This window comes from Exiguobacterium sp. s138 (assembly GCF_018618775.1).
GTDB lineage: Bacteria > Bacillota > Bacilli > Exiguobacteriales > Exiguobacteriaceae > Exiguobacterium_A > Exiguobacterium_A artemiae.
Map to the genome: position 1 here is coordinate 414,565 of NZ_JACSMW010000003.1, position 21,902 is coordinate 436,466.

Consider the following 21,902-nt stretch of genomic DNA (forward strand, 5'->3'; position numbering starts at 1 on the left):
CTTTTACTTCGTTTTAATCGGGAGAATGGTATAGTTATTCAATTTATACTGTTTACTCGCATGATCAAACTTCATCGTCGTTTCAATCTGCTTTTTCGGATTTGAACTTTTGAACGTATAGATTTTGATCTGACCGCGGTACTTATATTCTTTTCGTTCCTGTTTGGTCTGGACGGATGTAAAGTCCCAGGACCAGCGCATCGCGACCTGACCAAGACCTTTACCGGATAACAGCTCGTCGAGTTCTGTTTCCGTTTCATCTCCCCGAATATACGTCACATGTTTAAGCGTCCGGGTACTTTCCCGTAATCCGCTGTTCGTATCCGCTGCAAACTGTAATGTTTTTTGGACCAGGAAATACGTCGTTTGATTCTTTCTCGTGTGAAACTCAAGTGTCATCAGTCTTGGTAATGTCTTCGATTGGTCGTAAAACGAATAGCCCCGTTCACGGTACCCTTTTTCATTCTGCGTCCAATCGGCTTTTTTCTTAAAAACTGTCGTGCCATTCGTCTGTTTCAAATGTTGTTTGTAGGATGGACCGTACATGACTTTGGCGACCTGCGTCAGTGTCAGACCAAATTTAAACGACCGGTAGTCTTTTAATACACTTTGCTCTTCCTTGGATGCCGCTTGTCCACCGAGTGTCCCGCTTAAGCAGAGAACACCGATGACCAGCATCAACACCAGTTGTTTCAAAACTCTCATACTGTCCCTACTCTCTTCATTTCAGTAACCGCACAGCTTTATCCGCATCGAGTCGCCCGTATCCGTATGACGGATCATATCCTTTGGCACCAAGATCCTGTGCTGATTTTTTGAGAATCGCTTCCACTTCTGATGCTTTGATCGTCGGCTTCAGACTGTAGAGGAGACTCGCGACACCGACGACGTGAGGGGCTGCCATCGAAGTCCCGCTCCAAAAAGCGGATTCGCCGTCACTGAGATAACTCGGGATGTCTTGTCCCGGAGCGACTAAATCCAGTCCCTTGCCATAGTTCGAGAAGGATGAACGTTTATCGAACCGATTCGTCGATCCGACCGAAAACGCATACTGGGACCGGGCCGGATAGGACAATTTACTTTGTCCTTCGTTACCGGAAGCGACAATGACGAGAACCCCTTTTCGCTTCGCATATGCGAGAGCGTCTTCGATCGCCCGGGATGAGAACCCACCGCCGATACTGATATTGATGACTTTCGCTTTTTGTTTGACGGCATGTAAAATCCCTTTCGCGATATCCGAGTTCAAGCCGTAGTTGTCTTCGCCGAGCACTTTGATCGGAATGATCGAAGCCTTGGCATTGATGCCAGACATGCCGTACGTGTTGTTGCTGTTCGCCGCGATGATACCGGCGACGTGCGAGCCGTGCCCGTGATCATCAATCGCGAGTTGACGGCGGTTGACGAAATCGTAACCGAGGTCCATCCGGACACGTCCGGCAAAGTCCGCGTACGTCGGATTGATCCCGGTATCGATGACTGCGACGAGGACCGTCGATTGTTTTTTACCGGCAATCCGTTTCTTCATCGCATCGAAGTTGATATCGGCGCCTTTGACGCCACCGCGTTGCCCTGTATTGTTTAGTGACCACTGATACGATTTGAAGACGTCGCCTCCGAGTCCATGCATGGAGCTGTCGAGCTCGACATACGCAACACTGTTCGATTTTGCGAGTTGTTGTTTCGCCGCCAATGCCTGCATGACCGTCCGGTACGTGAACTTGACGAGGCCGAGGCCGGCATCAATTGTTTCGTGCTTCACGGCTGCCGTTTTCTCGGACAGTTGTTGTTTCTGACTGCTCGTGCCTGTTATCTTGACGACGAGACTGCTCGACTTCGCGACCGTACCCGATTGTCCAATCGATTCCCGAAGCGGCTGCAACCGCTCAAGCTTAAACGGCACGACAAACGCTGTATTTTTCTTCCCTTCGATTTCTATGTACTGACGACCACTCCAACTGAGCGGGAAGACGAGCGACTGATCCGTAACTTGATCATATCGTCCGTAAACCAGTTGTCGTTTGTAGTCGGATTGTGATTTATAAACGGTGACGGCTTCTGTCTCGTCGGCAGCAAATTTCAGATGGGTTCCGCCTGTCAGGTAGGTTTTCGTATCGAAATAAAATAATGCTTTTCCTTTACTGTCAAACTTGCCTTTGATATAGGCTTTCTTTGTTTTCGCGTCCAGCGTCGGTAATTTCTTTGCCCCGGTACCTGCTGCTTCTATTTGAGTCGGGATCATCGTCCCGAGAAGACCTGCTACTGTCAATCCTGCGATCCATTTTTTCATTTCTCCACTCCTTCATCCACCTCTTGACCTACAGAACCAGTATAATGGAAAATTTTACGCTAAACACCTAATTTTTACGTTTCGCGTAGATTTTTTTTCTGTTTTCAAGTCACTTCACACAAAAGGTGAATCCGGCGTCAACCGGATCCACCTTTTGTTTCATTTAATGTAACTCGTCGCCCGGTCAGCATTCAGACGACCGGAACCATAGGTCGTATCATATCCTTTCGAACCGAGGTCCTTCGCTGATTTTTTAAGGATACTTTCAACGTCTGCTGCCTTGATTGTCGGCTTTAGACTGTACAAGACACTGGCGACAGCCGCGACATGCGGCGCTGCCATCGAAGTTCCGCTCGCAAAGGCGAGTTCTCCATCTGCGAGATAACTCGGAATCGAGACGCCGGGTGCAACGAGATCAAGTCCCGTCCCGTAGTTCGAGAACGACGCCCGTTTATCTGTCCGCCCTGTTGCACCAACGGAAAGCACATATTTCGAGCGTGCCGGATATGATAGATCCTTTTTGCCGGCATTACCGGACGCCGCGACGATCAACACATTTTTACTTTTCGCATAAGACAGTGCCGACTCGACCGCTTTCGAAGATGTATCGCCACCAAGACTGAGATTGATGACTTTAGCGCCTTTTTTAACGGCGTGATTGATACCGCTGACGAGGTCCGATGTATAGCCGGCACCGTTCTCATCGAGCACTTTGATTGGAATAATCGCGGCTTTCGCATTGATGCCCGTCATGCCATACGTATTGTCCGTCCCCGCTGCAATGATACCGGCGACATGCGAGCCGTGACCGTAATCATCCCAGGCCGTCTTCGAACGGTTGACGAAATCGTAGCCGAGATCCATCCGGACTTTCCCGGCGAAATCCGCATAACTCGGATTGACACCGGAATCGATGACCGCAACAAGTGTCGTCGACTGTTTCTTTTTCGCGATCCGTTTTTGCATCGCCGTCAGACCAATATCCGCTCCTTTGAGACCTTTTTTCTGACCGGTGTTCAACAAGGACCATTGGTGTTTCTTAAAAGCATCGGCTCCGAACGCTTGAATCGGTGTATCGTATTCGACGTAGGCCGTCGCACTCGACTGCTCAAACTTCTGTTTCGCGGCTTTTGCTTCCGCCGCCGAACGATACGTCAACTTCTCAAGACGTAATTCCGGCGCGACTGATTTCACAGTCTTCGCACCGAGACTGCTGCTGCGGACCATACCGGTTTTTGTCTGAACGATCAGAGCCGTTGCCGTATTCGCCTTTGCTTGGACTGCAGAACTGCTGGTCGCTTCAATCGGCTCGTAACGCGAGACACTGAACGGGACAGAATATGTATCGCCCGGATATCCTTCCAACACCAAATACTGTCGTCCGCTCCAGCTCAGCGGGAAATACATGGTCTCATCATTGCGTTGGAAATAACGGTTGTAGACACGTCCGGCGTCGACATCTGCCTTACTCGTAAAGATCGTCCCGTAAACGTCCCAATCAAGATCAAATTCAAGATGCGTCCCGTCTTTGACAAAGTCTTTTGCATCCATGTACCAGATGTCAAATCCATCTTCATCGAAACGTCCTTTCATCGGCGCTCCGACATAACTGCCGTGGAATGTCGGCAGTGCTTTCGCTTGATTGATTTGTTTGGTACTGACAGTTTTTTGTTTTGCACTGACCATTTTTTGCTCATTCACCGCTTCCCCGTTCATGCTGAATCCGATGAATAAACTGACTACGAGACTTCCTGCGACGATTTTTTTCATTCCTTCACCCTCCAATTGTCTTAGGTCCTTACACCTATATACCTGTAAATTTTGGAATAATGTGGTATATTAAAAATCATTTACCTAATTTATTTATTTTTAAATAAAAAATCCACCACCTCAACAGGTGATGGATTTTTGTTTTACTTCACGATGACTTTGAAGGTTTTAACGACCTTATAATTTCCAACAGTCGTATAGGTAACGCGAATTGATGTTGTTCCTTTAGTGACTGCTTTAACTTGTCCTTTTGTGTTCACCGTCGCGATTTTTTTATTGAGCGAGGCATAGCTGACAGATTTGATTTTATCGGTTGCTGACGCATAACCGATTGTCGTTGTTTGACCTTTTTTCAATGTTTTTTGTGTAGCTTTCAGCTTCACTTCATTGACTTTCGTTTCGATCGGTAATGTAGTTGTCAGGACGAATCCGTCTTTTAATGTCACGGTTGCCGTCACAGTCGTTTTGCCTGATGCTTTACCAACGAGACGTCCCGTAGTATCCACTGTTGCTTTTGACGTGTCCGCTACTTGATAACGAATCGATGATACAGTTGATGACGTATTCAAGACTTTTGTTTTCAGGTTGATACCTTTACCTTGATAGACACTTGCTTTCTCGATTGTTGCCGTCGGTGCTTTTGTTGTTTGTGGAACGAAGACACCGAGGTATCCATTTACTTCTGCCGTTCTCATCCCTTTAACCGGAACTGTCAAGATTCCGTTTTTGTCTGTGACAAGTTTCGTTTGGGTTACACCACTCGCATCGACAAAGACTTGGTTCGTATGTTGTTTGCCCATATCGACTTTGATTGTCGTGTTAAGTGTTGACTTCTTCCCGATGACTGTCGCAACACCCGTGTTACGGTCTTTACCGAGTCGGACACTTGAAATCAAATGACTGCCGGCGACTTTTGAAGTGTTCGTCGTATGATACGCCACTTTCTGAGCACCGTATGCATATTGCTTACGGACTTTCAGTAAGTTCGTGATTTCGTCATAGTATGGCGTTTGCTTAGACATATATGAAGCATCCGTCTGATACAAGTCACCGTAGTAAACAGTCGGAACCGTATCTTTGTTCGTCAGCAAGAACGCATATTGTGAGACGACGTTATCCACTGAATACTTTTTCTTTGTGCTTGCGAGTTCTGCATTGTAGATTGCGAGTGCTTGTTTTTCTGTATCTTTATCGTACATTTTTTCAAACGATTTCGGCTCTTCGCCTGCTTTGTACTGAATACCTGTTTTGATGCCGTACAGATCGAGCATGATCTGGTTGACGCGGTTCTTCTCTTGATCGTGGTTATTAACGAATGACCAGTTAGCTGATACATCTGTTGCACCAGTCGCTGAACGATCAACAGTTGAACCTGTCACGATGGCACTCAAGGGACGTTTTGATGCTTCATTTCCAAGGGCATTCCGCATCGTGAAGTAAAGTGGTGAGTCCATGATCAGCTGCTCATCGTTATTAGCTTTCATGTATGCTTTTTGCTCTGACTTATAGCTCTCGATATAGCTTAAATGCTCTTTTTTACCGAAGTGTTCTTTCGCGACTTCTGCTTCCGCTTTTAAAATCGCTGTATCGTAGTGTGACGCTGCATCAATCCGGAAGCCGTCGAACTTGTATGTTTCAAGCATCCACTTCATCCAGTTCTTTTGTTCTTTGATGACTTCTTTGTTCGAGTTGGCTAAGTCTACGCCAAGTAAGAACTCATCGTTATTCGTCATCGTCTTGTTATAGGCTTGAAGCGGAAATCCTGTTTCATCTACGAAGAGGAACTGATCTTCGATATCGATGCCCGAGTTATCATTCTGATACGAACGTTCTTCTGTTCCGTATCCGTAAGTTGCTTGTGTCTTCATGTATTCTTCCGTCAACTTCGCAATCGTTCCATTGTCCGCTGACGCGAGGAGTGCTTCTTTTGTCTCGAAACCATTTTCTTTCATATAAGCAAGGTAACCCGGATCCTTCGCGTATTGCGATAACATCGGTTTCCAGTTCTGCGGTGAAACTTCATACCAACCGTCAGCCGCGAGATAAGTATCGACGACATTCAAGTTTTGAGTTTTAGACGCTTCAATCAACCATTCAGGTAAATAGTTTTTCTCATTCTCCGGTCCAAAGTAACGGTACGGTTTACCGTCTTTGTCCGTCATGACACGTCCTGTACCTTGACCTTGAAGCGATGTTCCATTTAAGAAGGTTTTGTTCCACTCTTTGAGGTACCCGTATTTTTCTTGTCCCTGTCCGCCGCCTTTTGTATAGGCGAGGTAAGGTGTCGCGAGCGTTTTTGTTGTCTGTCCGCCCGTGTATGGATTCGTGAATAACTCACCTGAGCTTGTCGCACGACGTACGAAAACAGCTTCCCGCTTGTTTAATCCAAGCATCTGGTTTGGAACCAAGTCCATTTGAACTTTGATGTTATCATCATGCAACATGTCGACCATCATCTCGAGATGACTGGCTTTACCGTATTTCGTTGCCGTTGTCCCGCCTGGTCCTTGTGGGAATTCACCTAAGTCATACCGATCGGCAATAGCATACCCTTCCATGTAGCGCGCCATATCAAACGAACGATACGCAGGCGGCATCCATACATCTGTTACTCCCCATGAGTTTAACAGGTCACCTTTTTTAGCAAGAGTCCGGTACATATTGCTGTCATATGGTTGGTAGAGGCTGAAGCTCTGGAAGATGACATGGTTATCCAATTTCTCACCTGACGTATAAGCTGCTGCTTGTTTTGGTGCTACACCGAAGCTACTTGTTGCTACGAGGGTAGCAAGCAGTCCAGCCGATACTTTTTTGGTATTCTTCATCAATATAAGTCTCCTTTACTATCTGTATTTAATTGATTATTTTTTCCTTTAATTACTAAACAACATCACATAATTTAACATCTTTCTTTCAAGATAACACCTTCTATTTTTCAAAAAAAGTCAATATATTTAACAAAATGCAATCGATTGCACTAATTGTCATAAAAAAGAACACCTTCCATCCATTTCCGGACGAAAGGTGTTCGAGGGAATTAGTTTAATCCGAGAAGAACTGCTTTCTCGTAACCGCCAGTCAAGACTGAGTTGTCGTATGACTGAAGATCTTTGTTGACGACAATGACGTTCGACAACGTTTTGAGTGTACCAGCCGGGACTTTGATTTTAACGATATCAAGTCCGTTCGATACGATGTCATCTGAGTCAGCAAGCGAGATACTTGTTCCGACCGGAAGTGATTTTCCGTTCAGGATGTAGTTCGCTGTGCTTGTCGCATCGTACATACCAGAGTATTGAACGCCCTCTGTGAACTTGATGCGGATGACGTCTTTCTCGTTTTTCTCGTTCGCTGATACTTTAACGATTTCGAACGGCGTCAAGACTGGTTTAACAGGCGTTTTCATGAGTTTGAAGTCATGTGTCGCTGTTGCAACCGTGTTACCGACATCATCAGACAATGATTTGACGACGACTTTCCAGTCTTCGCCGTACCCTTCCATGTCGACGAGTTTTTGCAGGCTCTCGTTTGCTTTGACTTGGAAGTTTTTGTCCGTTGTATCCGTGTACTTGACGACAGATCCGTCGATTGTAACGATTTTTCCATCTTTGTTCTTACCGATGAATTCAACTGTCGTTTTCGGAGGCAAGACGATACCGTCCGCATTGATGAGTGGCGTGTTGTACTCATCGAGGTCACGGATTTTCACCGGCTCGCTCATCATGACAACGAAGTCGTTTGTCATTGGTACGCGGTCGATCGTGTTGATTTCAGCACTCTTCAGGTCCGGCGTGTTGAGCGGCGATCCTTCATAGCTGAGGTCAAGGATTAACGCATCGTTCTTCTCACCGTTCGCTTCGGCCTGGATAGCACCTTTGTCGAGCGTGATGCGGAACTTATCGTTGTAGTAGTTTTCTTTCGTGTTGACTGTATCGTAGATTTCCGTCCAGTCTTTCATCAACTCGATGACAGCTTCGCCCGTCTCTTTGTTATAAGACGTGACATTGACATACTTGCTGAAGTCTTCGTATTTCTTCGTGTTCGAGTTGTAACGCTCAAACTTCAGTTCGTTATCAAGCAATGCCAGGATATTCGCATTTTTGAGGCCTTTGCTGAACATCACGCGGAATTGCTCAGGTGACTCAACAACGACGCCAGCTGTCGGTTTGACTGTGTCAGCCGCAACCGTGAAGTCGAGGTTTTGTGTCGTTCCGATGTTACTTTCATCTGAAAGTGCTGCGAAGTCCATTGTATCCCAGACTTGAAGCGAGTGTTTACCTGCAGCGAAGTAACCTTCTTTGACACCTGGATAGTTATCATCGAGCATGATACGGACTGTATCACGGCGATCGACACCAGTTTTGTTGTCAAATCCGTAATGGATGACTTTGAAGTACTTCTCTCCGTATTGACCGTCGATTTTGAATTTCGCAGAATCGACTGCTTCAGAGAATTTCACTTCGAGTTGGTTCAGACCGACTGCTTTAACAGATGTTACTTCAGCAGGACGAGCATCCGTCAACTTAAAGCTTGCTTTTGATTTCACTTCTGTATCCGTGCTGCTCGTGATTTTTGCGACGAGCTTAACGACTGCATTGTCTTGGAGTGGTGTTTCTTTGTCCAGGATCAATTCGAATGCTTTCGGATTCGAAGGAATCGCTTTAACACCGATGACACGTTTCATGCCGTCAAATTGTTCAATCTGGATGTTGTCGTTTGCGAGGTAATCTTCTTCGTGAAGACCTTGCATGACTTTATCAAGTCCGAATGATTTGAGTAAGAGTTCACGTGAAACGGCTTTATCAAGGAAGACCGTCACGCGATCTGCCTGGTTTGATTCAGCTGCAAGAACGTTGATCATCTCGATCGGAGCCGGAGTAACAGCGATTGTGCTGAACTTGACTTTCGTCTCTCCTGAAATCTTACCGATGAGGTTTTTGTAATCGCCTGCTGCCGTTTCGATGATTTCGGCACGGATCATGGCTTCGAGGTCTGTGTTGCTGAACTCTGAAGTGAGGATGACCGTTGCTTTTCCGTCTTGAATTGTCACGCGGTCTTTCGCAAGGGCACCGAATGATGTGGATAATTTCAAGACGATATCGTCTGCGTTTTTGTCGACTTCACCAGTTGCTTTGTCCTTGAGTAAGAACGTCACTTCTGTGTTGTCAGCTCCGTTTGCGACGATTGTCGAGGCTTTCGGTGAAACTTCCAGCATCCAGAGGTTTTCAACGCCTTGTGTCATGAAGCTGATTGAACCGAGGTCACGAGCGACGCCGCCGATCATGATGCCTTTCGCTTCAACTGTGTAGTCTTTATCGTACTCAAGACCTGACACGTCGAGGAGTGCTGATTTTTTGTCCGGGCTGAGGGTAACAGCTGTAACTGTTCCGCCTGCGATTTTGAAGTTTTCGACTGATGCGCTATCAACGGCGCGTGAGAATGAAACTTCGACTTTTTTGTTGCCGATTGCTTTTGCTGATGTCAGCATCGTGTTCGCTACTGTGAAGTCCATTGCTGCTGATTTCACATCGCCGACTTTGACGACATAGCTGTGTGTGCCTTCAGGGATTCCACCTTGTGAAGCCATGAATTTCCCGTTTGAAAGCGATCCTTTGACGACGATTGGTGCTTTTGACATATCTTTACCCGGGTAGATTAAGAGTTCTGCCATTGCGCCTGTCGCTGCGTACATGACGTCCGCTTTAACAGAAAGTGTCTGATCATCGACGCTTCCCATGACGTTCGTGATGTCAGCTGCTTTAACTTCATAGCTGATTGAACCTGTTACGACAGAATTCGCACCTTTGTATGAGTAAGCAAGTTTATATTTGCCGGCTTTTGAAGTGTTCGGTGTTTTCAGGTTGAACTTGCTGATTGGGCGTTTAACCACGATGCCTGATTTGTAACGGATACTGATTGTGCTTGGAAGAACAACTTTCCCTCCGACTGCAACTGGTTCGAGGACTGGTTCGAGGACATCAACCGGATAGTTCTGAAGTTCTACTTTGAGGATTGCTTTTTTCGAAGTACCAGCAACTGTTCCGTAAAGAACTTGGAACTTGTTGATGTATTTCTTCTCGAACTTCACGGTACCGTTCCACTTCACTGAACGCATTTCGTACTTACCGTTTGTGAGCTTGACTTTGACTTTCGTCGGTAACATCAATTTCTTAACAGCGTACTTTGAACCGCCTGCATGTTTCATCAAAATTGGTTCGATGTATTTAACAGAGACCTTCGAAGCCGCGTCAGCAGCAACCGGTGCGACGACAGATGCAGTGACTGCGAGTGCAGCTGCAGCAGCGTACAATTTGTTTGATTTTTTCGTGTAAGCCATGTTTACAATTCCTCCTCTTGTCTTTCAAAACTAAATGCGACAATCCCAACCAGATAACCTACACTTAAAGTAAATATTTACAAATATTTTACTTTAATCCATTCAACAAAGTCCCTGCCTTCTTCGGAGGAATACGTTCTGTTTCACACGCCGATCCATCGCCTATTCAGTAGACGATCGTCAGTGATCCATTATGTATCCAGTTTGGGATGAACAGGAACATGCTGTCGAACGCCTTACAGGTAAGGCATCCGGTATGTCGTAGGTTCGTACCAAGCCTCACTTTGAAATCAGTGAATCACTCAGCTACAGCTCAAATATACAAAATTCAGAAACTAACGACAATAGGTTTTTTGTAAAAATTAGGTGAATAGTAGTAACTAGTAAAATATATTTACAGGTCGTATATGGAAATTGAAAAACTGGTCATACCTTTTTAAGAAAACGCTTACATTTATATCAAATTTCATACTTACTAATGTTTTTCTGAAATATAATAAAGCCGTCATGGATTATTCATGACGGCTTCAGGATTAAGATATACTTCGATTGGCTTGCTCTATCGCTTCCAAAAACGAGTCGCGTCGAAACCGGTGATCCGCGTCCGCTGTCAGTTCGATCATGTCGTCCAAGCGACGCAATTGAATCGGCAGCCCACGTCCGATCCATTCGAGCTGCTGCTGGAGATGCCGTCGCGCCCGGTCGACCGTATGCCGTTCTGCTGCCGTGAACTGCCGTAAGTATTGCAGGACATAACCGAGTCCGAATTCAATCGGAATCCGCAGTTCGGCCCCTTTGTCCTTGATCCGGATCAGACCCGCTCCGTAATGAATCGCCCGTTCCCACTCCTCACTGATCCGTTCGTACCAGTTTCCGTTCGTCAGACAATGTGTTTCCAGTGCGCCTTTCGGACCACTCGGCATGACGCTGAAGTAATCGATTTTCATCCGTCTTCTCCTTTACCATAAAAAATAGGATGAATCCTTGATGGACTCACCCTATATGACAGGTCAGGAAGTTGGATTGTTCGAAAATCCTGCTGATAAAAAACACATCATTCAACATCGAAAAAGCTTTTCGAATACGCTATACTGAATACGGGAATGGGAGGAATGCTCGTGGCGATTATCATCTTTTGCCTCGTATGTCTCTTCGCATATCGTATCCGCAAGCTTCCCGAAGCGATTCGGACGATCTTACTCATCCTCGGTTTACTCAGTGGATGGTTCGCGCTGTTTGAGATCATCAGTTATTTAGAAGCGAACCCTTACCTGGCCGCGATCCCGATTGCACTCGGGCTCGGTTACTGGTTTTGGCGCCGCAAGAAAAAACGGACGACCGGTTCTGCCTCAAATTGAGGTCGAGCGGTGTCCGCCTATCGATCACACAAGACCAGTCCGATCAACGGAACTGGTTTTTTTGTCGTTACAGGACGGCCGGTGGTCCGAATTTTCCGTCATGGTAATCGCGGTATGCCTGACGGATCTCGTCTTCCGTGTTCATGACGAACGGTCCGTAGGCAATCGTCTCCTCCCGGATCGGTTGGCCGGAGTAAATCAGGACCTTCGTCCGGCTGACTGCCGTCAACGCAAGTGAACTGTCTCCTGCTGCCTGTTCTTCAAACGTCAATGTCGCGGCCATCGTCTTCAAAAGTCGGGTTTTGCTTGTCCCGACTTCCAGTTCGCCGGCTAAGACATACAAAAAGGCATTATGGTTCGTCGGTAAGACGTGCTCATACGTCGCACCCGGTTCCAGGAAGATCTCACTCATCGTAATCGGGACAAGACTGTCGAGCGGTCCCGTCACGCCGGCAATCTCACCGGAATAAACGCGGACGTGTCCGCCGTCAAACGTCACGACCGGAGCTTGTTCAAGCAACACGTTTTGATACGATGTCGTCGTCTCTTTCAAACGCTTCGGTAGATTGAGCCAGAGTTGCAACGTATGAATCAAATCGTCATCGACCGCTTCTTCTGCATGTCGTGCCGCCCAGCCGGCATTCATGTACTGGATGTCTCCGGCGTCAAGAATGGAGTGCCCGCCATGATTATCGATATGTTCGAGCCGACCGTCGATAACATACGTGATTGTCTGAAAGCCGCGGTGCGGATGATCGGAAAACGTTCCGCGTTTGAACCAGTCCTCCGCCATCAGGATAAACGGATCAAACTCGTCTTTCCGGTCTGGTGACAGCACCCAGCCCTGTTGGACATGGGGATAACCGTTTTGTTGATATGTCACTTGCCAATGATTCTTGATATCACGTTCGAACATTTTTCCAACTCCTCCACTTATGATGCTTTCATTGTCGCATAGCCTGTTGCGGAAGCCGTACTCGTTTGCTCGTCAGAGTTTCCATCCAAAAGAAAAACGACTCCGGTTGACGGAATCGTTTCAGCACTTCGATTAAAGACGTGACGCCTTTTGTTCGAGGACGGCAATCTTCTCTTCGATTTCTAGCAGCTTCAGTTCATGTTCGAGTTCGAGGCGACGTTTTTTCCGTTTCAGTTGGCTCAGTTCTTCTGCAACCGACTCCGGTGACGCTTCCGGGCGTGGCGGTGCCGACTGATCCATTGACTGACGGAGCGGATCAAACAGGTTTGACTTGGCAAACTTCGCCGCTTCCGGACCAAACAGGTCGTTGATGATCGGCAAAACTTTATTCATCGCGTTGCCCGGGATCTGTGACTTCTCGTCAACCAGACGTTTGAGTGCCAGCTCGTCGACCAAATACCCTTTACCGTCCTGTTCCGCATGTAATTCGCCTGTGCGGATCCAGCGGCGGACCGTCTCTTCTGATACGCGTAACAATTCACTGATCTGTTTTGTCGTTAACATCGTAATCCCTCTTTCCCATTCATTTGATACTCTTACTATACACACGTGTGTGCGTGTGTGTCAATCAATACACACATCAAAAACCCTCCGAACCGGTATGGTCCAGAGGGTTGTCCTTATCCTGCGCGTCGTAACAGTAACCAGAGTCCGACGACTGCCAGTCCTGCTCCTGTCGCTGCGTACGGGAACGGTTTCTCTTCCCCTGCTTGCGGGAGTCGTTCACCGGATGCATTGCTATTGCTTGTGCTTGTATCCGGATTGTCTGCTTTGACTTCCGTAACCGGTGCTTGCGCCGGTGTAGTCGATGTCTTCGTTGGTTGCGGCGTTGGTTTCGGTTCCACGACCGGTTTCGTCTTCTTGATTTCAGCAAGCAGGAAATACCCCATCGTCTCATCCGTCAACGTGACCGAATCCGTCGTTGCTTTTCGTTTGAACAGTTTGAGGAATTCATCGTATCCCGGGAATTCTTCTTCGTCTTCATCTGCCATACCGACAGCAAGGGCTTCCGCTCCGGCTTTCGTCAATTCGAACGAATCCATCATCTCATCGAGCGAGACGTGGTGCATCGCTTCGACTGTGTATCCGGCAGCGACTTCCGTCTTCACTGTGTACGTTCCCGGTGTCAATTCGATCGACAAGGCATCGTCTTTTCCGACTTCTTCCGTGTAGACGTCTTTCCCCGTGATGGCATCCGTAATCGTATAGGTTGCAGGAATCGTCTGCTCCGTGTAACCCGGAATCTGATCGTTATTCGCATCGAGGAAGTTCGTGACGATCAGAAGGTTCGCCATGTCCATTTCTTCGTCTTCGAGACCGTAGAGACCGGCATCGACTTGAACGATGTCCCCTGCTTGCAGCTTCACTTTTGCCAGGTCATCTTCGTCAAGATCCGAATCGATCGTCGGATCCGTTCCTTCGTGTTGAGGAGACGTGTAATAGTACCCGATGTCCATGCCGTACACTTCAATGTAATACGTGCCCGGCTCGATGTCCTTGAACGTGTAGAGTCCGTCTTTCGTGTAAACTTCCTCAACGACATCGTAGTTTTTATTTAAGAGGTACACCGGGACGTCACTGATGCGTGTTTCTTTTTCCTGACGGATCCCGTCTTCATTTTCATCAAACCAGATGAGTCCGTTGATGATTCCCGTCGTCGCCTTTACCGGCTCTTCCTTGACGGGTTCCGTTTCCGGCTTCGGTTCTTCCTTGACCGGTTCTTCTTCCACGGGTTCTTCTTCCACGGGTTCTTCTTTGATTGGTTCTTCCGTCTCCGGCTCCTCCGGTGTCGGTTTTTCTTCCGGCGTTGGTTCCGTTGTCACGGGTTCTTCCGGTGTCGGCTCCGCTTTGACTTCGCGGCCGAATTGAATCAAAATCGTCTTCGCCTGATCCGTCGATGTTACTTTCACGACAGGTGCCGTTTCCGCTGTAAACGTGACGGTCGGGTTTTTGACGATATCAATTGCTTGTCCCGTCAATCCGCCTTCAAAGACCAATTCCGTTTCAGATTCAAGATTGACTGTCCCTTCTCCCGTGAATGTCAACGTATACGGATTCGTTCCCGTTCCGGTGACATCCCATGCAGAAATCGTTTCTGCCTGAGCTGGTGTGATGATACCAAAGACAAGCAGACACGCTGCTATGTACATTCCAATTTTTCGCATTATGTTTGTTTTCGCTCCATTCTAAAATATGTGTTACCTAGATTTTAAACAATAAAGGGAAAATAAACCACCTGATTTCCGAAATTCGTCCAAGAAAAAGACGACTGTCCCTCAAAAAGGATCAGTCGTCTTAAGATTATACGAGTGAATCACAGGCTTTCGCACACGCTTCACAGGCTGCAGCACATTTTTGACAGTGGTCATGATCGTGTTTCGAGCATTCTTCGGCACAGGCTAAACAGATTTCCTTACAGGCCGTCGCAAGCACGGCGATGTTTGGACTGTTTCGGACGATGGCCTGACTGAGCAGGCTGCAAATGTCGGCGCAGTCCCGGTCAAGACGAATACAATCCGTCATATGAGTAACGTGGGATTCATTCAGACAGGCGTCAAAACAAGTGTTACAGGCGACGATACAGGCTTCGAGTGTCGTTAGAGCTTCCTGATGTGCTTCGTGCATAATATGATTCCCCCTTTGAAGTGATGACTAAGTAAACGCTAGTATCCTTCTTCCCCGGATACACTCTCTTAAAACAAAAAAAGAACCATACGATAACCGGGGAACAACTGGTTATCGTATGGTTCTTTTCCATTAACGGACGACTTCAAGCGGAATTTCAATGCCACGTCCGGCGCCTGCATCGATGATCAGGACCGGCAAGCGGTTTTCATCGAAGACTTCTTTTTCAATCGTCGTATCCGACGTGTACGTTCTGATTTCCCCCATCTTTTTCGCCGTAAACGAAACAAAGGGGAACGGAATCGACTGATTGGCGACATCCAGTCGAATATCAACCTGTTGGTCATCCAGCCGGATGTCATTGGCCGTCCGAATCGTCAGACGCATCCGGTCGTTGTCCGTTGCTGAAATCTGAGCCGAGATGTTTTCCGTTTGTCCGGCACGCGTGACAGGATCGATGATGACCGTCGGGGAAGCGGTCTCCACCTCGTCAGCACGCTGACAACCGGGAATGACAAGCAGCGAGATTGCCAAGGGAATCAGCAAACGCTTCATCACGGATTCACTTGATTGCGAAAGTCAGTTCAGCAGTACAGGCGACTTCCCCATCGACTGTTGCTGTGGCACGCCCTTTACCGATCGGTCCACGCAGTTTCGTCAGTTCGACTTCCAGTCGGAGCTGGTCACCGGGAACGACCTGACGCTTGAAACGACAATTCTCGATGCCGGCAAAAAAGGCCAGTTTGCCTTGGTTTTGTTCCATCTTGAGAACAGCAAAAGCACCAACTTGCGCCAACGCCTCGACAATCAACACACCGGGCATGACGTTGTAATCCGGGAAATGGCCGTTAAAGAATTCTTCATTTGCCGTGACATTTTTGATTCCGACAGCCCGTTTTCCTTCCTCGACTTCGAGAATCCGGTCGACGAGCAAAAACGGATAACGGTGTGGAATGACTTCCTTGATTTGTTCAATCGTATACATATAGCGCAGCTCCAATCACTGGTTAATTTAAGATTTTGTCCAAAAATCGGTGATGCGGGTCCATGTGTCGAGCTTAAGGACATCCATCGCTTCGCCACCACCAAGTGTCGCATATCCAACCATTGCGCCGATCACTAACGCAAGGACAATAAGAAGAACAATGATCAATAAACGAGCAATAATCGGAACGCGACGTGAAGAATACTGACGTAATTTTTTACGTTGCTTCGGTTCCTGTTCTTGCGGCTGTTCGTTCTTAACCTCTTGATTACGTTTCAGACGTTCACGGGTCGGTTGGTCCGTTCCGGCTTGATTTTGTACCATCTTGATCACCTTTCATTGGTTCAGTCTAAAGAACAGTATAGCATATTAGTACCTGGTATTAAATAGTTGCAGTTCAGCTACAAAACGGTTCTTTTTTTAAGTGTAACATGCACAAACCGTGAACTTGTAAAAAAAGTTCTGCATTTTATATATAAGGAAGAAACAGAACCATACGGTCTTTTTTAAAAAAATTTTTCAATTTTTTCAATCCAAACAAAATCCGGGTGCGTATGCTGTTCAGAACGATGCAGACAACAACTACCAAATATACAAAAACAACACCCAAATTTGAGAGGATGAGACAAGATGAAAAACACGAAAAAATTCGCAGCAACAGCCATGGCAGCAGCACTCGTATTACCAGGAACGGCAGCATTCGCTTCCGGTGGCGGAGACGACATGAAACATGAGGAGAGCGCGAAGAATGTCACGGTCAAAACAAAAGCCGCTGACCTCCGTGCAACACTCGATCAGTTACTCTCGGAGCACTTCGTGCTTGCCGTCATGGACATGAAAAAACAATATGACGGATCAAAAGATGCTCAGTATTATGAAGCGGCACTGAAACAGAACGCACTCGACATGACACCGGCAATCGCTTCTGTCTACGGCGACGAAGGTGCAAAACAATTCGAAAAAATCTTCGTGGCCCACAACAAATACACAACGGATCTCGTCAAAGCCGTAAAAGCCGATGACCAGGACGGCATCAACGCGTCGAAAGCAGAAACAGAAGAGTTCGTTCAAGATCTCTCGAGCTTCCTCGACACAGCAACGGAAGGTAAACTGCCGAAGGCAGCAGCGGAAGAAGTTCTCCGTGCTCATGAAGCAGACGTCTATAAAACATTCCAACAATATGCAGCCGGTGACTACGAAGGATCGTACAACACGTTCCGTGAAGGTTACAGCCGCATGTATGATATCTCAAAAGCACTCTCCGTCGCGATCACAACACAAATGCCTGAGAAGTTCGACAACACGAAAGCAGACACAAAAGCAGCTGACCTCCGGTCAACACTCAACAGCCTCGCAGCTGAACACGTGGCACTTGCCAACATCAGCATGACAGCGGGCGTCGATCAAGCGAAAGACTACGATGCAGCGAACTGGGCAGAAGACATGCACACAGCTGACTTCAAAGCCGCTATGAAATCGGTTTACGGTCAAGCAGGTGCGGATCAGTTCGAGCAAGTCTGGACGAAAAACCACATTGAAGCGCAAGCGAACCTCGTCACAGCAGCCATCAACGACGACAAGAAATTGATGGGTGATGCGCAAGACATGCTCAAAATGTTCTCGAATGACTTCGGTGCGTTCCTTGGCGCAGCAACAGAAGAGAACCTTCCGACAAAAGCAGCACAAGAAGCGGTCTCTGGTCATGAAACATACGTCCAAGATACGTTCATGCAGTATGTCGAAGGCGACTACAAAGGATCAGCTGACACGTTCCGTGAGTCGTATGCTTACATGTACGGCGTCGGTGAAAACCTCGGTGAAGCGATCGTCAAACAATCACCTGAGAAATTCATGGATGGTACACCAGGTTCAATGCCGAACACAGGTAACGGCGGCATGAGCGACAACAATACAGCAGGTACAACAGGTGCGATCGCGCTCTTCGGTCTTGCACTCGGTGCAGCCGGAATCGTCCTCGCACGCAAACGTCAAAACGCATAAGATTTCGGGTATACTAAAAAGGATAGCGCCTCGGCACTATCCTTTTTCTGTGTAAGAGGCTTTGTCTCGGAAAGGAGTGACGTGTCTTGAAAAAATGGTTATTACCGGTCAGCATCCTGTTGATGCTCGTTTCAATCGGTACGTTAATTTTTCTACTGATCGGAAACACGAAGGAACCGGAAACGAATATTACGCAAGGCGATACAAAAACTGAATCTGCGGCATCTTCCGAGACAAAGGAAGATCCACTCAAACCATCTGAAATCTTTAAAAAAGAATTCAAGAGTCTGTCGACGAACCAGGTCGAATTGCCGAAAACGTTGACAATTGATTCGCTCAAGGTCAAAACGAATATTGAACAAGTCGGTCTCGATAAAAAAGGTGCCATGGGAACGCCGAAAAATGAACAACAAGTCGGGTGGTATAAGTTCGGACCCCGTCCCGGTGACGTCGGAAATGCCGTCATCGACGGTCATACGGACACCAAAACCGGTCCGGCCGTCTTTTACCAGCTGCACGAACTCAAAAAAGGCGATACCATCAAAATCAAGGATGAATCGGGACGTAATCTTGTCTTCCGTGTCAAAAAACTGGTCGAATATGGTCACCTCGATGCACCGCTAGAAAAAATCTTTGGTGCTTCTGATCAGCGAAACCTGAACTTGATCACGTGTATCGGGACGTATGATGAAAATGAAGGCACATACGACAACCGTCTCGTCGTCTTCACGGAACTGGATCAAAAGGCATCTGACCCGGTCAAAACGCCGCCAAAACCAGCGACAAATGTCCGTGTCTCAGGTGGATTCGTGAACTGGTATGCCTCGACTGATGATGAGGTCGTCACGTATAACATCTATTAGGAACAAGACGGAAAACGGAAAAAACTTGGTTCGACGGAATCAATCGAACGAAAAGCCTTCCCGTTACCGCAAGATACAACCGGACGTTTCATCATCACGGCTGTCAACAAAGCCGGAATTGAATCCGAAGAAGCGTTCAGTGCCGTTCAAAAATAATCCGACTGACCGACTCCAATACATAGGAGCCGGTCAGTTTTTTTGTTGATTCAACGAAACACGCAGTTGTTTTTCACCTGATTGTGTTTGGTACAGTAAATCAAGATGTCCTGCCGTCAGTTCTTTCTGCTCTGTTTTGATGAATAAAACGCCTGTCCGTTCTTCTCCTGCCCGGTACGTGCCGACAAGCGGATGTTTCTCATGTAAAACGGCAGTTCTTTTACCATTCGTTTCATACTCTCCGAGTTTGTTCGATATTTCAATCGGATCGTCCGATTGATTTTGAATCGTGACGGTCAAAGCCAGTAACCGATTTGTTCCGGTTCCGACCTGAACCAGTTTTTCTTTTGAGACCAGCACCCGCAACAATGGTGTCGTCCGGACTGTCTCCCGCCGTTGCATCGCTAACGTCTCGACTTCCAGTCCACCGAGTGTATACCGGGTCCCGACCCGGTTTTCCCGATCAAATTGTTTCAATTGACCTTCATCCCATTTTTGCATGATGGGAATCGGATTCGCCTTGACCGGTTCAGAGTCTGCTCCCCACCCGACGACGGGAATAATCCACTTGACGATGACAAAAATGATGCATACCGGTATCAGGACATACAATAGGATTGTTTTTTTCACTCCGATTCCTTCTCTCCCACTCTGACGTCATTACTCTTGCTTTCATTATGTCGTTTTCGATTCAATAATTATACATTTTTTCACAATTATAATAACGAAAAACCCCCGAGCAACTGCTCGAGGGCGGACTTCCTTAATACGTAATATGTTGTTTACTCCAGGCAATCGATTCCTTGAACTGACGAACGAGTTCTTCCGCCGGTCCCGTCAAGGAATACGCGAGTCCGTGGACTTTTTCCGACATCTGCTGTAAGACGAGTCCGTCTTCAATCAGTTCCTGCAACTGCTCAAGGATCTGACCATGTGACTGATCGAGACGCTGTTCAATCTCCCCGATCGTCAACGCTCCATCCCGCAGGATATAGATGACACTCGACTTGAGACTATTTTCGAAATTGTGCTGAAACTTTTGGAGGGCCAATAAATCAGCCTGTTCTTCCACGTGACGTTGATCCATCTGACACATACCCCTTTCGTGACACAATCGACTACGTTCTCAGTATGACGGAATTGCCAGCAAAATTCAAAAGTCAGTCTTTTGTCGTCACGATCGTATTAAACGTCTTCTCGTCTTCTGCGATGACCATCTTCTTTTGCGACCGCAGGTGATACAGACGACGGATGTTCAGGATGACGACCTTCATGACGGCGTAGAACGGAACACCGAGCAGGACACCAAAGAATCCAGCAATGTTTCCGGCAACGAGCAGGACGATGATGATCGTCAACGGGTGGACATCCAGCGTCTTCCCTTGAACGAGCGGCGACATAATGTGCGAATCAATCTGTTGTGCGACCGTCATGACGATGACGGCGTAGACGGCAAGAATCGGATCCTGGATGAATCCGACGATCAGTGCCGGAACAACGCCGATGACCGGTCCAAGGAACGGAATGATGTTCGTCAACGTCGCAAACAAAGCGAGTAACAGCGCGTAATCGATACCGATGATCAAGTAACCGATATAAGCGATGATTCCGACCCCGATACTGACGATGACCTGGCCGCGGATGTAACTCATGATCGTCAAATGGACGTCATGCAAAATTTTTTTTGTTTCTTTATGGTACTCAAACGGCATCATCTTAACGAGATTGCCTTTCAGCTTATCCCCGTCAAGCAACATGTAGATCAACATGATCGGGATGATGACGATTGTCACGACCGTTGTCGTGATGACACTGACGAACCCGCCGACACCGGTTCCGATGTTTTTCAGGAAGGTCGAGGCATACTCCGAAACATTTCCGGAAAACTTATTAAACAGATCATCCTGTCCGCTGAGGAACCGGGAGAAGAAAGCACTGTTTTCAAGTTGATCCCGGACATCAATCAGCTGACGCTGGAACTGGGAAGCGAGTGTCGGAATCGAATTGACGAATTCCGTAATCTGATCCGATAGCATCGGACCGAAGATGAACCCGAGCGCCGTCAAAATACTGACGAGTCCGAGCAAAACGAGAATGACGGCCGGGCGCCGTTTCATCTTCTTCTCGAGCAGCTCGACAATCGGTAGCAGGACATAATACAGAATACCGGCAATTGCGAGCGGCGGAACGACCATCTGCAGTAAAATCGCAATCGGCCGGAACAAGAACGTCACATGATTACCAATCCAGACGATAATCAGCAGCGTCATGATCCACCAGGCACCGCGGTACCATTTGTTTTCGAACATCTTTTGCACCTTGTCACTTCCTTATGATTAAAATGAGGACTTCTCCTTCATTAGATTCCCTTTATCCCGACGCTTCTAATCCTTATTTTCAAAAAATAGTTGAAGAAGCATTCATTCAAAAGTGTTTGTGAAGTTGCTTCCCATTCGTTCCGGTGATAAATCTAGTAATTAAAATATCTTTTTTGCATCTTTGCGTGTTAAAGTTTGATGGATACCTATTTGATTAAGTAAT

19 protein-coding genes are annotated in these 21,902 nt (G+C 47.2%); 3 read left to right on the plus strand and 16 right to left on the minus strand.

Annotated features, from left to right (window positions below):
- Nucleotides 1-3 precede the first annotated feature (3 nt).
- The 6 genes from KNP91_RS09285 to KNP91_RS09310 form a co-directional block, all read right to left on the minus strand.
- Nucleotides 4-705 (minus strand): hypothetical protein, encoded by a 702-nt coding sequence (locus tag KNP91_RS09285; protein ID WP_214849835.1) that lies wholly within the window; start codon nucleotides 703-705, stop codon nucleotides 4-6.
- A gap of 16 nt (nucleotides 706-721) precedes the next feature.
- Nucleotides 722-2,290, minus strand: a complete 1,569-nt coding sequence (locus KNP91_RS09290) for a S8 family peptidase (protein ID WP_214849838.1) — start codon at nucleotides 2,288-2,290, stop codon at nucleotides 722-724.
- Between the two features lie 159 nt (nucleotides 2,291-2,449).
- Nucleotides 2,450-4,060, minus strand: a complete 1,611-nt coding sequence (locus KNP91_RS09295; RefSeq protein WP_251135970.1) for a S8 family peptidase — start codon at nucleotides 4,058-4,060, stop codon at nucleotides 2,450-2,452.
- A 143-nt stretch (nucleotides 4,061-4,203) separates the two neighbouring features.
- The gene (locus tag KNP91_RS09300) at nucleotides 4,204-6,885 is read right to left on the minus strand and encodes a glycoside hydrolase family 70 protein (RefSeq protein WP_214849840.1); all 2,682 of its coding nucleotides are present in this window, start codon (nucleotides 6,883-6,885) and stop codon (nucleotides 4,204-4,206) included.
- A gap of 212 nt (nucleotides 6,886-7,097) precedes the next feature.
- The gene (locus KNP91_RS09305; protein ID WP_214849843.1) at nucleotides 7,098-10,397 is read right to left on the minus strand and encodes a hypothetical protein; all 3,300 of its coding nucleotides are present in this window, start codon (nucleotides 10,395-10,397) and stop codon (nucleotides 7,098-7,100) included.
- 533 nt (nucleotides 10,398-10,930) lie between these two features.
- A complete protein-coding gene (locus KNP91_RS09310) occupies nucleotides 10,931-11,344 on the minus strand; it encodes a hypothetical protein (protein WP_214849846.1) in 414 nt (137 codons plus the stop codon).
- Nucleotides 11,345-11,509: 165 nt separating this feature from the next.
- Between KNP91_RS09310 and KNP91_RS09315 the strand changes: the two genes are divergently transcribed.
- The gene (locus KNP91_RS09315; RefSeq protein WP_376778098.1) at nucleotides 11,510-11,755 is read left to right on the plus strand and encodes a hypothetical protein; all 246 of its coding nucleotides are present in this window, start codon (nucleotides 11,510-11,512) and stop codon (nucleotides 11,753-11,755) included.
- Nucleotides 11,756-11,822: 67 nt separating this feature from the next.
- Here the strand turns inward: KNP91_RS09315 and KNP91_RS09320 are convergent, their stop codons facing one another.
- The 7 genes from KNP91_RS09320 to KNP91_RS09350 form a co-directional block, all read right to left on the minus strand.
- On the minus strand, nucleotides 11,823-12,671 hold the full coding sequence (locus KNP91_RS09320) for a pirin family protein (RefSeq protein WP_214849849.1): 849 nt from the start codon (nucleotides 12,669-12,671) through the stop codon (nucleotides 11,823-11,825).
- 132 nt (nucleotides 12,672-12,803) lie between these two features.
- Nucleotides 12,804-13,235 carry a helix-turn-helix domain-containing protein gene (locus KNP91_RS09325; protein WP_012371518.1) on the minus strand — a complete coding sequence of 144 codons (432 nt, stop codon included), beginning with the start codon at nucleotides 13,233-13,235 and terminating at the stop codon, nucleotides 12,804-12,806.
- 116 nt (nucleotides 13,236-13,351) lie between these two features.
- Nucleotides 13,352-14,896, minus strand: coding sequence for an SdrD B-like domain-containing protein (locus tag KNP91_RS09330; protein WP_214849853.1), 1,545 nt, complete (start codon nucleotides 14,894-14,896; stop codon nucleotides 13,352-13,354).
- Nucleotides 14,897-15,032: 136 nt separating this feature from the next.
- Complete coding sequence (locus KNP91_RS09335) at nucleotides 15,033-15,356, minus strand: four-helix bundle copper-binding protein (protein ID WP_214767704.1); 324 nt, start codon at nucleotides 15,354-15,356, stop codon at nucleotides 15,033-15,035.
- 132 nt (nucleotides 15,357-15,488) lie between these two features.
- Nucleotides 15,489-15,911 (minus strand): hypothetical protein, encoded by a 423-nt coding sequence (locus tag KNP91_RS09340; RefSeq protein ID WP_012371521.1) that lies wholly within the window; start codon nucleotides 15,909-15,911, stop codon nucleotides 15,489-15,491.
- 7 nt (nucleotides 15,912-15,918) lie between these two features.
- Complete coding sequence (gene fabZ / locus KNP91_RS09345) at nucleotides 15,919-16,341, minus strand: 3-hydroxyacyl-ACP dehydratase FabZ (protein ID WP_012371522.1); 423 nt, start codon at nucleotides 16,339-16,341, stop codon at nucleotides 15,919-15,921.
- Nucleotides 16,342-16,368: 27 nt separating this feature from the next.
- The gene (locus KNP91_RS09350; protein ID WP_214767706.1) at nucleotides 16,369-16,665 is read right to left on the minus strand and encodes a DNA-directed RNA polymerase subunit beta; all 297 of its coding nucleotides are present in this window, start codon (nucleotides 16,663-16,665) and stop codon (nucleotides 16,369-16,371) included.
- A gap of 306 nt (nucleotides 16,666-16,971) precedes the next feature.
- Here KNP91_RS09350 and KNP91_RS09355 point away from each other — a divergent pair, with 306 nt between their 5' ends.
- Nucleotides 16,972-18,342 carry a copper amine oxidase gene (locus KNP91_RS09355; RefSeq protein ID WP_214849855.1) on the plus strand — a complete coding sequence of 457 codons (1,371 nt, stop codon included), beginning with the start codon at nucleotides 16,972-16,974 and terminating at the stop codon, nucleotides 18,340-18,342.
- An 86-nt stretch (nucleotides 18,343-18,428) separates the two neighbouring features.
- Nucleotides 18,429-19,205 (plus strand): class F sortase, encoded by a 777-nt coding sequence (locus KNP91_RS09360; RefSeq protein ID WP_251135971.1) that lies wholly within the window; start codon nucleotides 18,429-18,431, stop codon nucleotides 19,203-19,205.
- A 189-nt stretch (nucleotides 19,206-19,394) separates the two neighbouring features.
- Here the strand turns inward: KNP91_RS09360 and KNP91_RS09365 are convergent, their stop codons facing one another.
- The 3 genes from KNP91_RS09365 to KNP91_RS09375 all read right to left on the minus strand — a co-directional run bounded on the left by KNP91_RS09365 (nucleotide 19,395) and on the right by KNP91_RS09375 (nucleotide 21,670).
- Nucleotides 19,395-19,991, minus strand: coding sequence for a hypothetical protein (locus tag KNP91_RS09365; protein ID WP_214765359.1), 597 nt, complete (start codon nucleotides 19,989-19,991; stop codon nucleotides 19,395-19,397).
- A 133-nt stretch (nucleotides 19,992-20,124) separates the two neighbouring features.
- On the minus strand, nucleotides 20,125-20,448 hold the full coding sequence (locus KNP91_RS09370; protein WP_214765361.1) for a winged helix-turn-helix transcriptional regulator: 324 nt from the start codon (nucleotides 20,446-20,448) through the stop codon (nucleotides 20,125-20,127).
- Nucleotides 20,449-20,521: 73 nt separating this feature from the next.
- Nucleotides 20,522-21,670 carry an AI-2E family transporter gene (locus KNP91_RS09375; RefSeq protein ID WP_251135998.1) on the minus strand — a complete coding sequence of 383 codons (1,149 nt, stop codon included), beginning with the start codon at nucleotides 21,668-21,670 and terminating at the stop codon, nucleotides 20,522-20,524.
- Nucleotides 21,671-21,902 lie beyond the last annotated feature (232 nt).

Coding starts and splice junctions, on each gene's coding strand:
- KNP91_RS09290 (WP_214849838.1), bottom strand. CDS start 2,290: ATGAAAAAATGGATCGCAGGATTGACAGTAGCAGGTCTTCTCGGGACG.
- KNP91_RS09325 (WP_012371518.1), bottom strand. CDS start 13,235: ATGTTAACGACAAAACAGATCAGTGAATTGTTACGCGTATCAGAAGAG.
- KNP91_RS09330 (WP_214849853.1), bottom strand. CDS start 14,896: ATGCGAAAAATTGGAATGTACATAGCAGCGTGTCTGCTTGTCTTTGGT.
- KNP91_RS09310 (WP_214849846.1), bottom strand. CDS start 11,344: ATGAAAATCGATTACTTCAGCGTCATGCCGAGTGGTCCGAAAGGCGCA.
- KNP91_RS09375 (WP_251135998.1), bottom strand. CDS start 21,670: ATGTTCGAAAACAAATGGTACCGCGGTGCCTGGTGGATCATGACGCTG.
- KNP91_RS09315 (WP_376778098.1), top strand. CDS start 11,510: ATGCTCGTGGCGATTATCATCTTTTGCCTCGTATGTCTCTTCGCATAT.
- KNP91_RS09350 (WP_214767706.1), bottom strand. CDS start 16,665: ATGGTACAAAATCAAGCCGGAACGGACCAACCGACCCGTGAACGTCTG.
- KNP91_RS09305 (WP_214849843.1), bottom strand. CDS start 10,397: ATGGCTTACACGAAAAAATCAAACAAATTGTACGCTGCTGCAGCTGCA.
- KNP91_RS09285 (WP_214849835.1), bottom strand. CDS start 705: ATGAGAGTTTTGAAACAACTGGTGTTGATGCTGGTCATCGGTGTTCTC.
- KNP91_RS09335 (WP_214767704.1), bottom strand. CDS start 15,356: ATGCACGAAGCACATCAGGAAGCTCTAACGACACTCGAAGCCTGTATC.
- KNP91_RS09300 (WP_214849840.1), bottom strand. CDS start 6,885: ATGAAGAATACCAAAAAAGTATCGGCTGGACTGCTTGCTACCCTCGTA.
- KNP91_RS09340 (WP_012371521.1), bottom strand. CDS start 15,911: ATGAAGCGTTTGCTGATTCCCTTGGCAATCTCGCTGCTTGTCATTCCC.
- fabZ (WP_012371522.1), bottom strand. CDS start 16,341: ATGTATACGATTGAACAAATCAAGGAAGTCATTCCACACCGTTATCCG.
- KNP91_RS09295 (WP_251135970.1), bottom strand. CDS start 4,060: ATGAAAAAAATCGTCGCAGGAAGTCTCGTAGTCAGTTTATTCATCGGA.
- KNP91_RS09355 (WP_214849855.1), top strand. CDS start 16,972: ATGAAAAACACGAAAAAATTCGCAGCAACAGCCATGGCAGCAGCACTC.
- KNP91_RS09370 (WP_214765361.1), bottom strand. CDS start 20,448: ATGGATCAACGTCACGTGGAAGAACAGGCTGATTTATTGGCCCTCCAA.
- KNP91_RS09320 (WP_214849849.1), bottom strand. CDS start 12,671: ATGTTCGAACGTGATATCAAGAATCATTGGCAAGTGACATATCAACAA.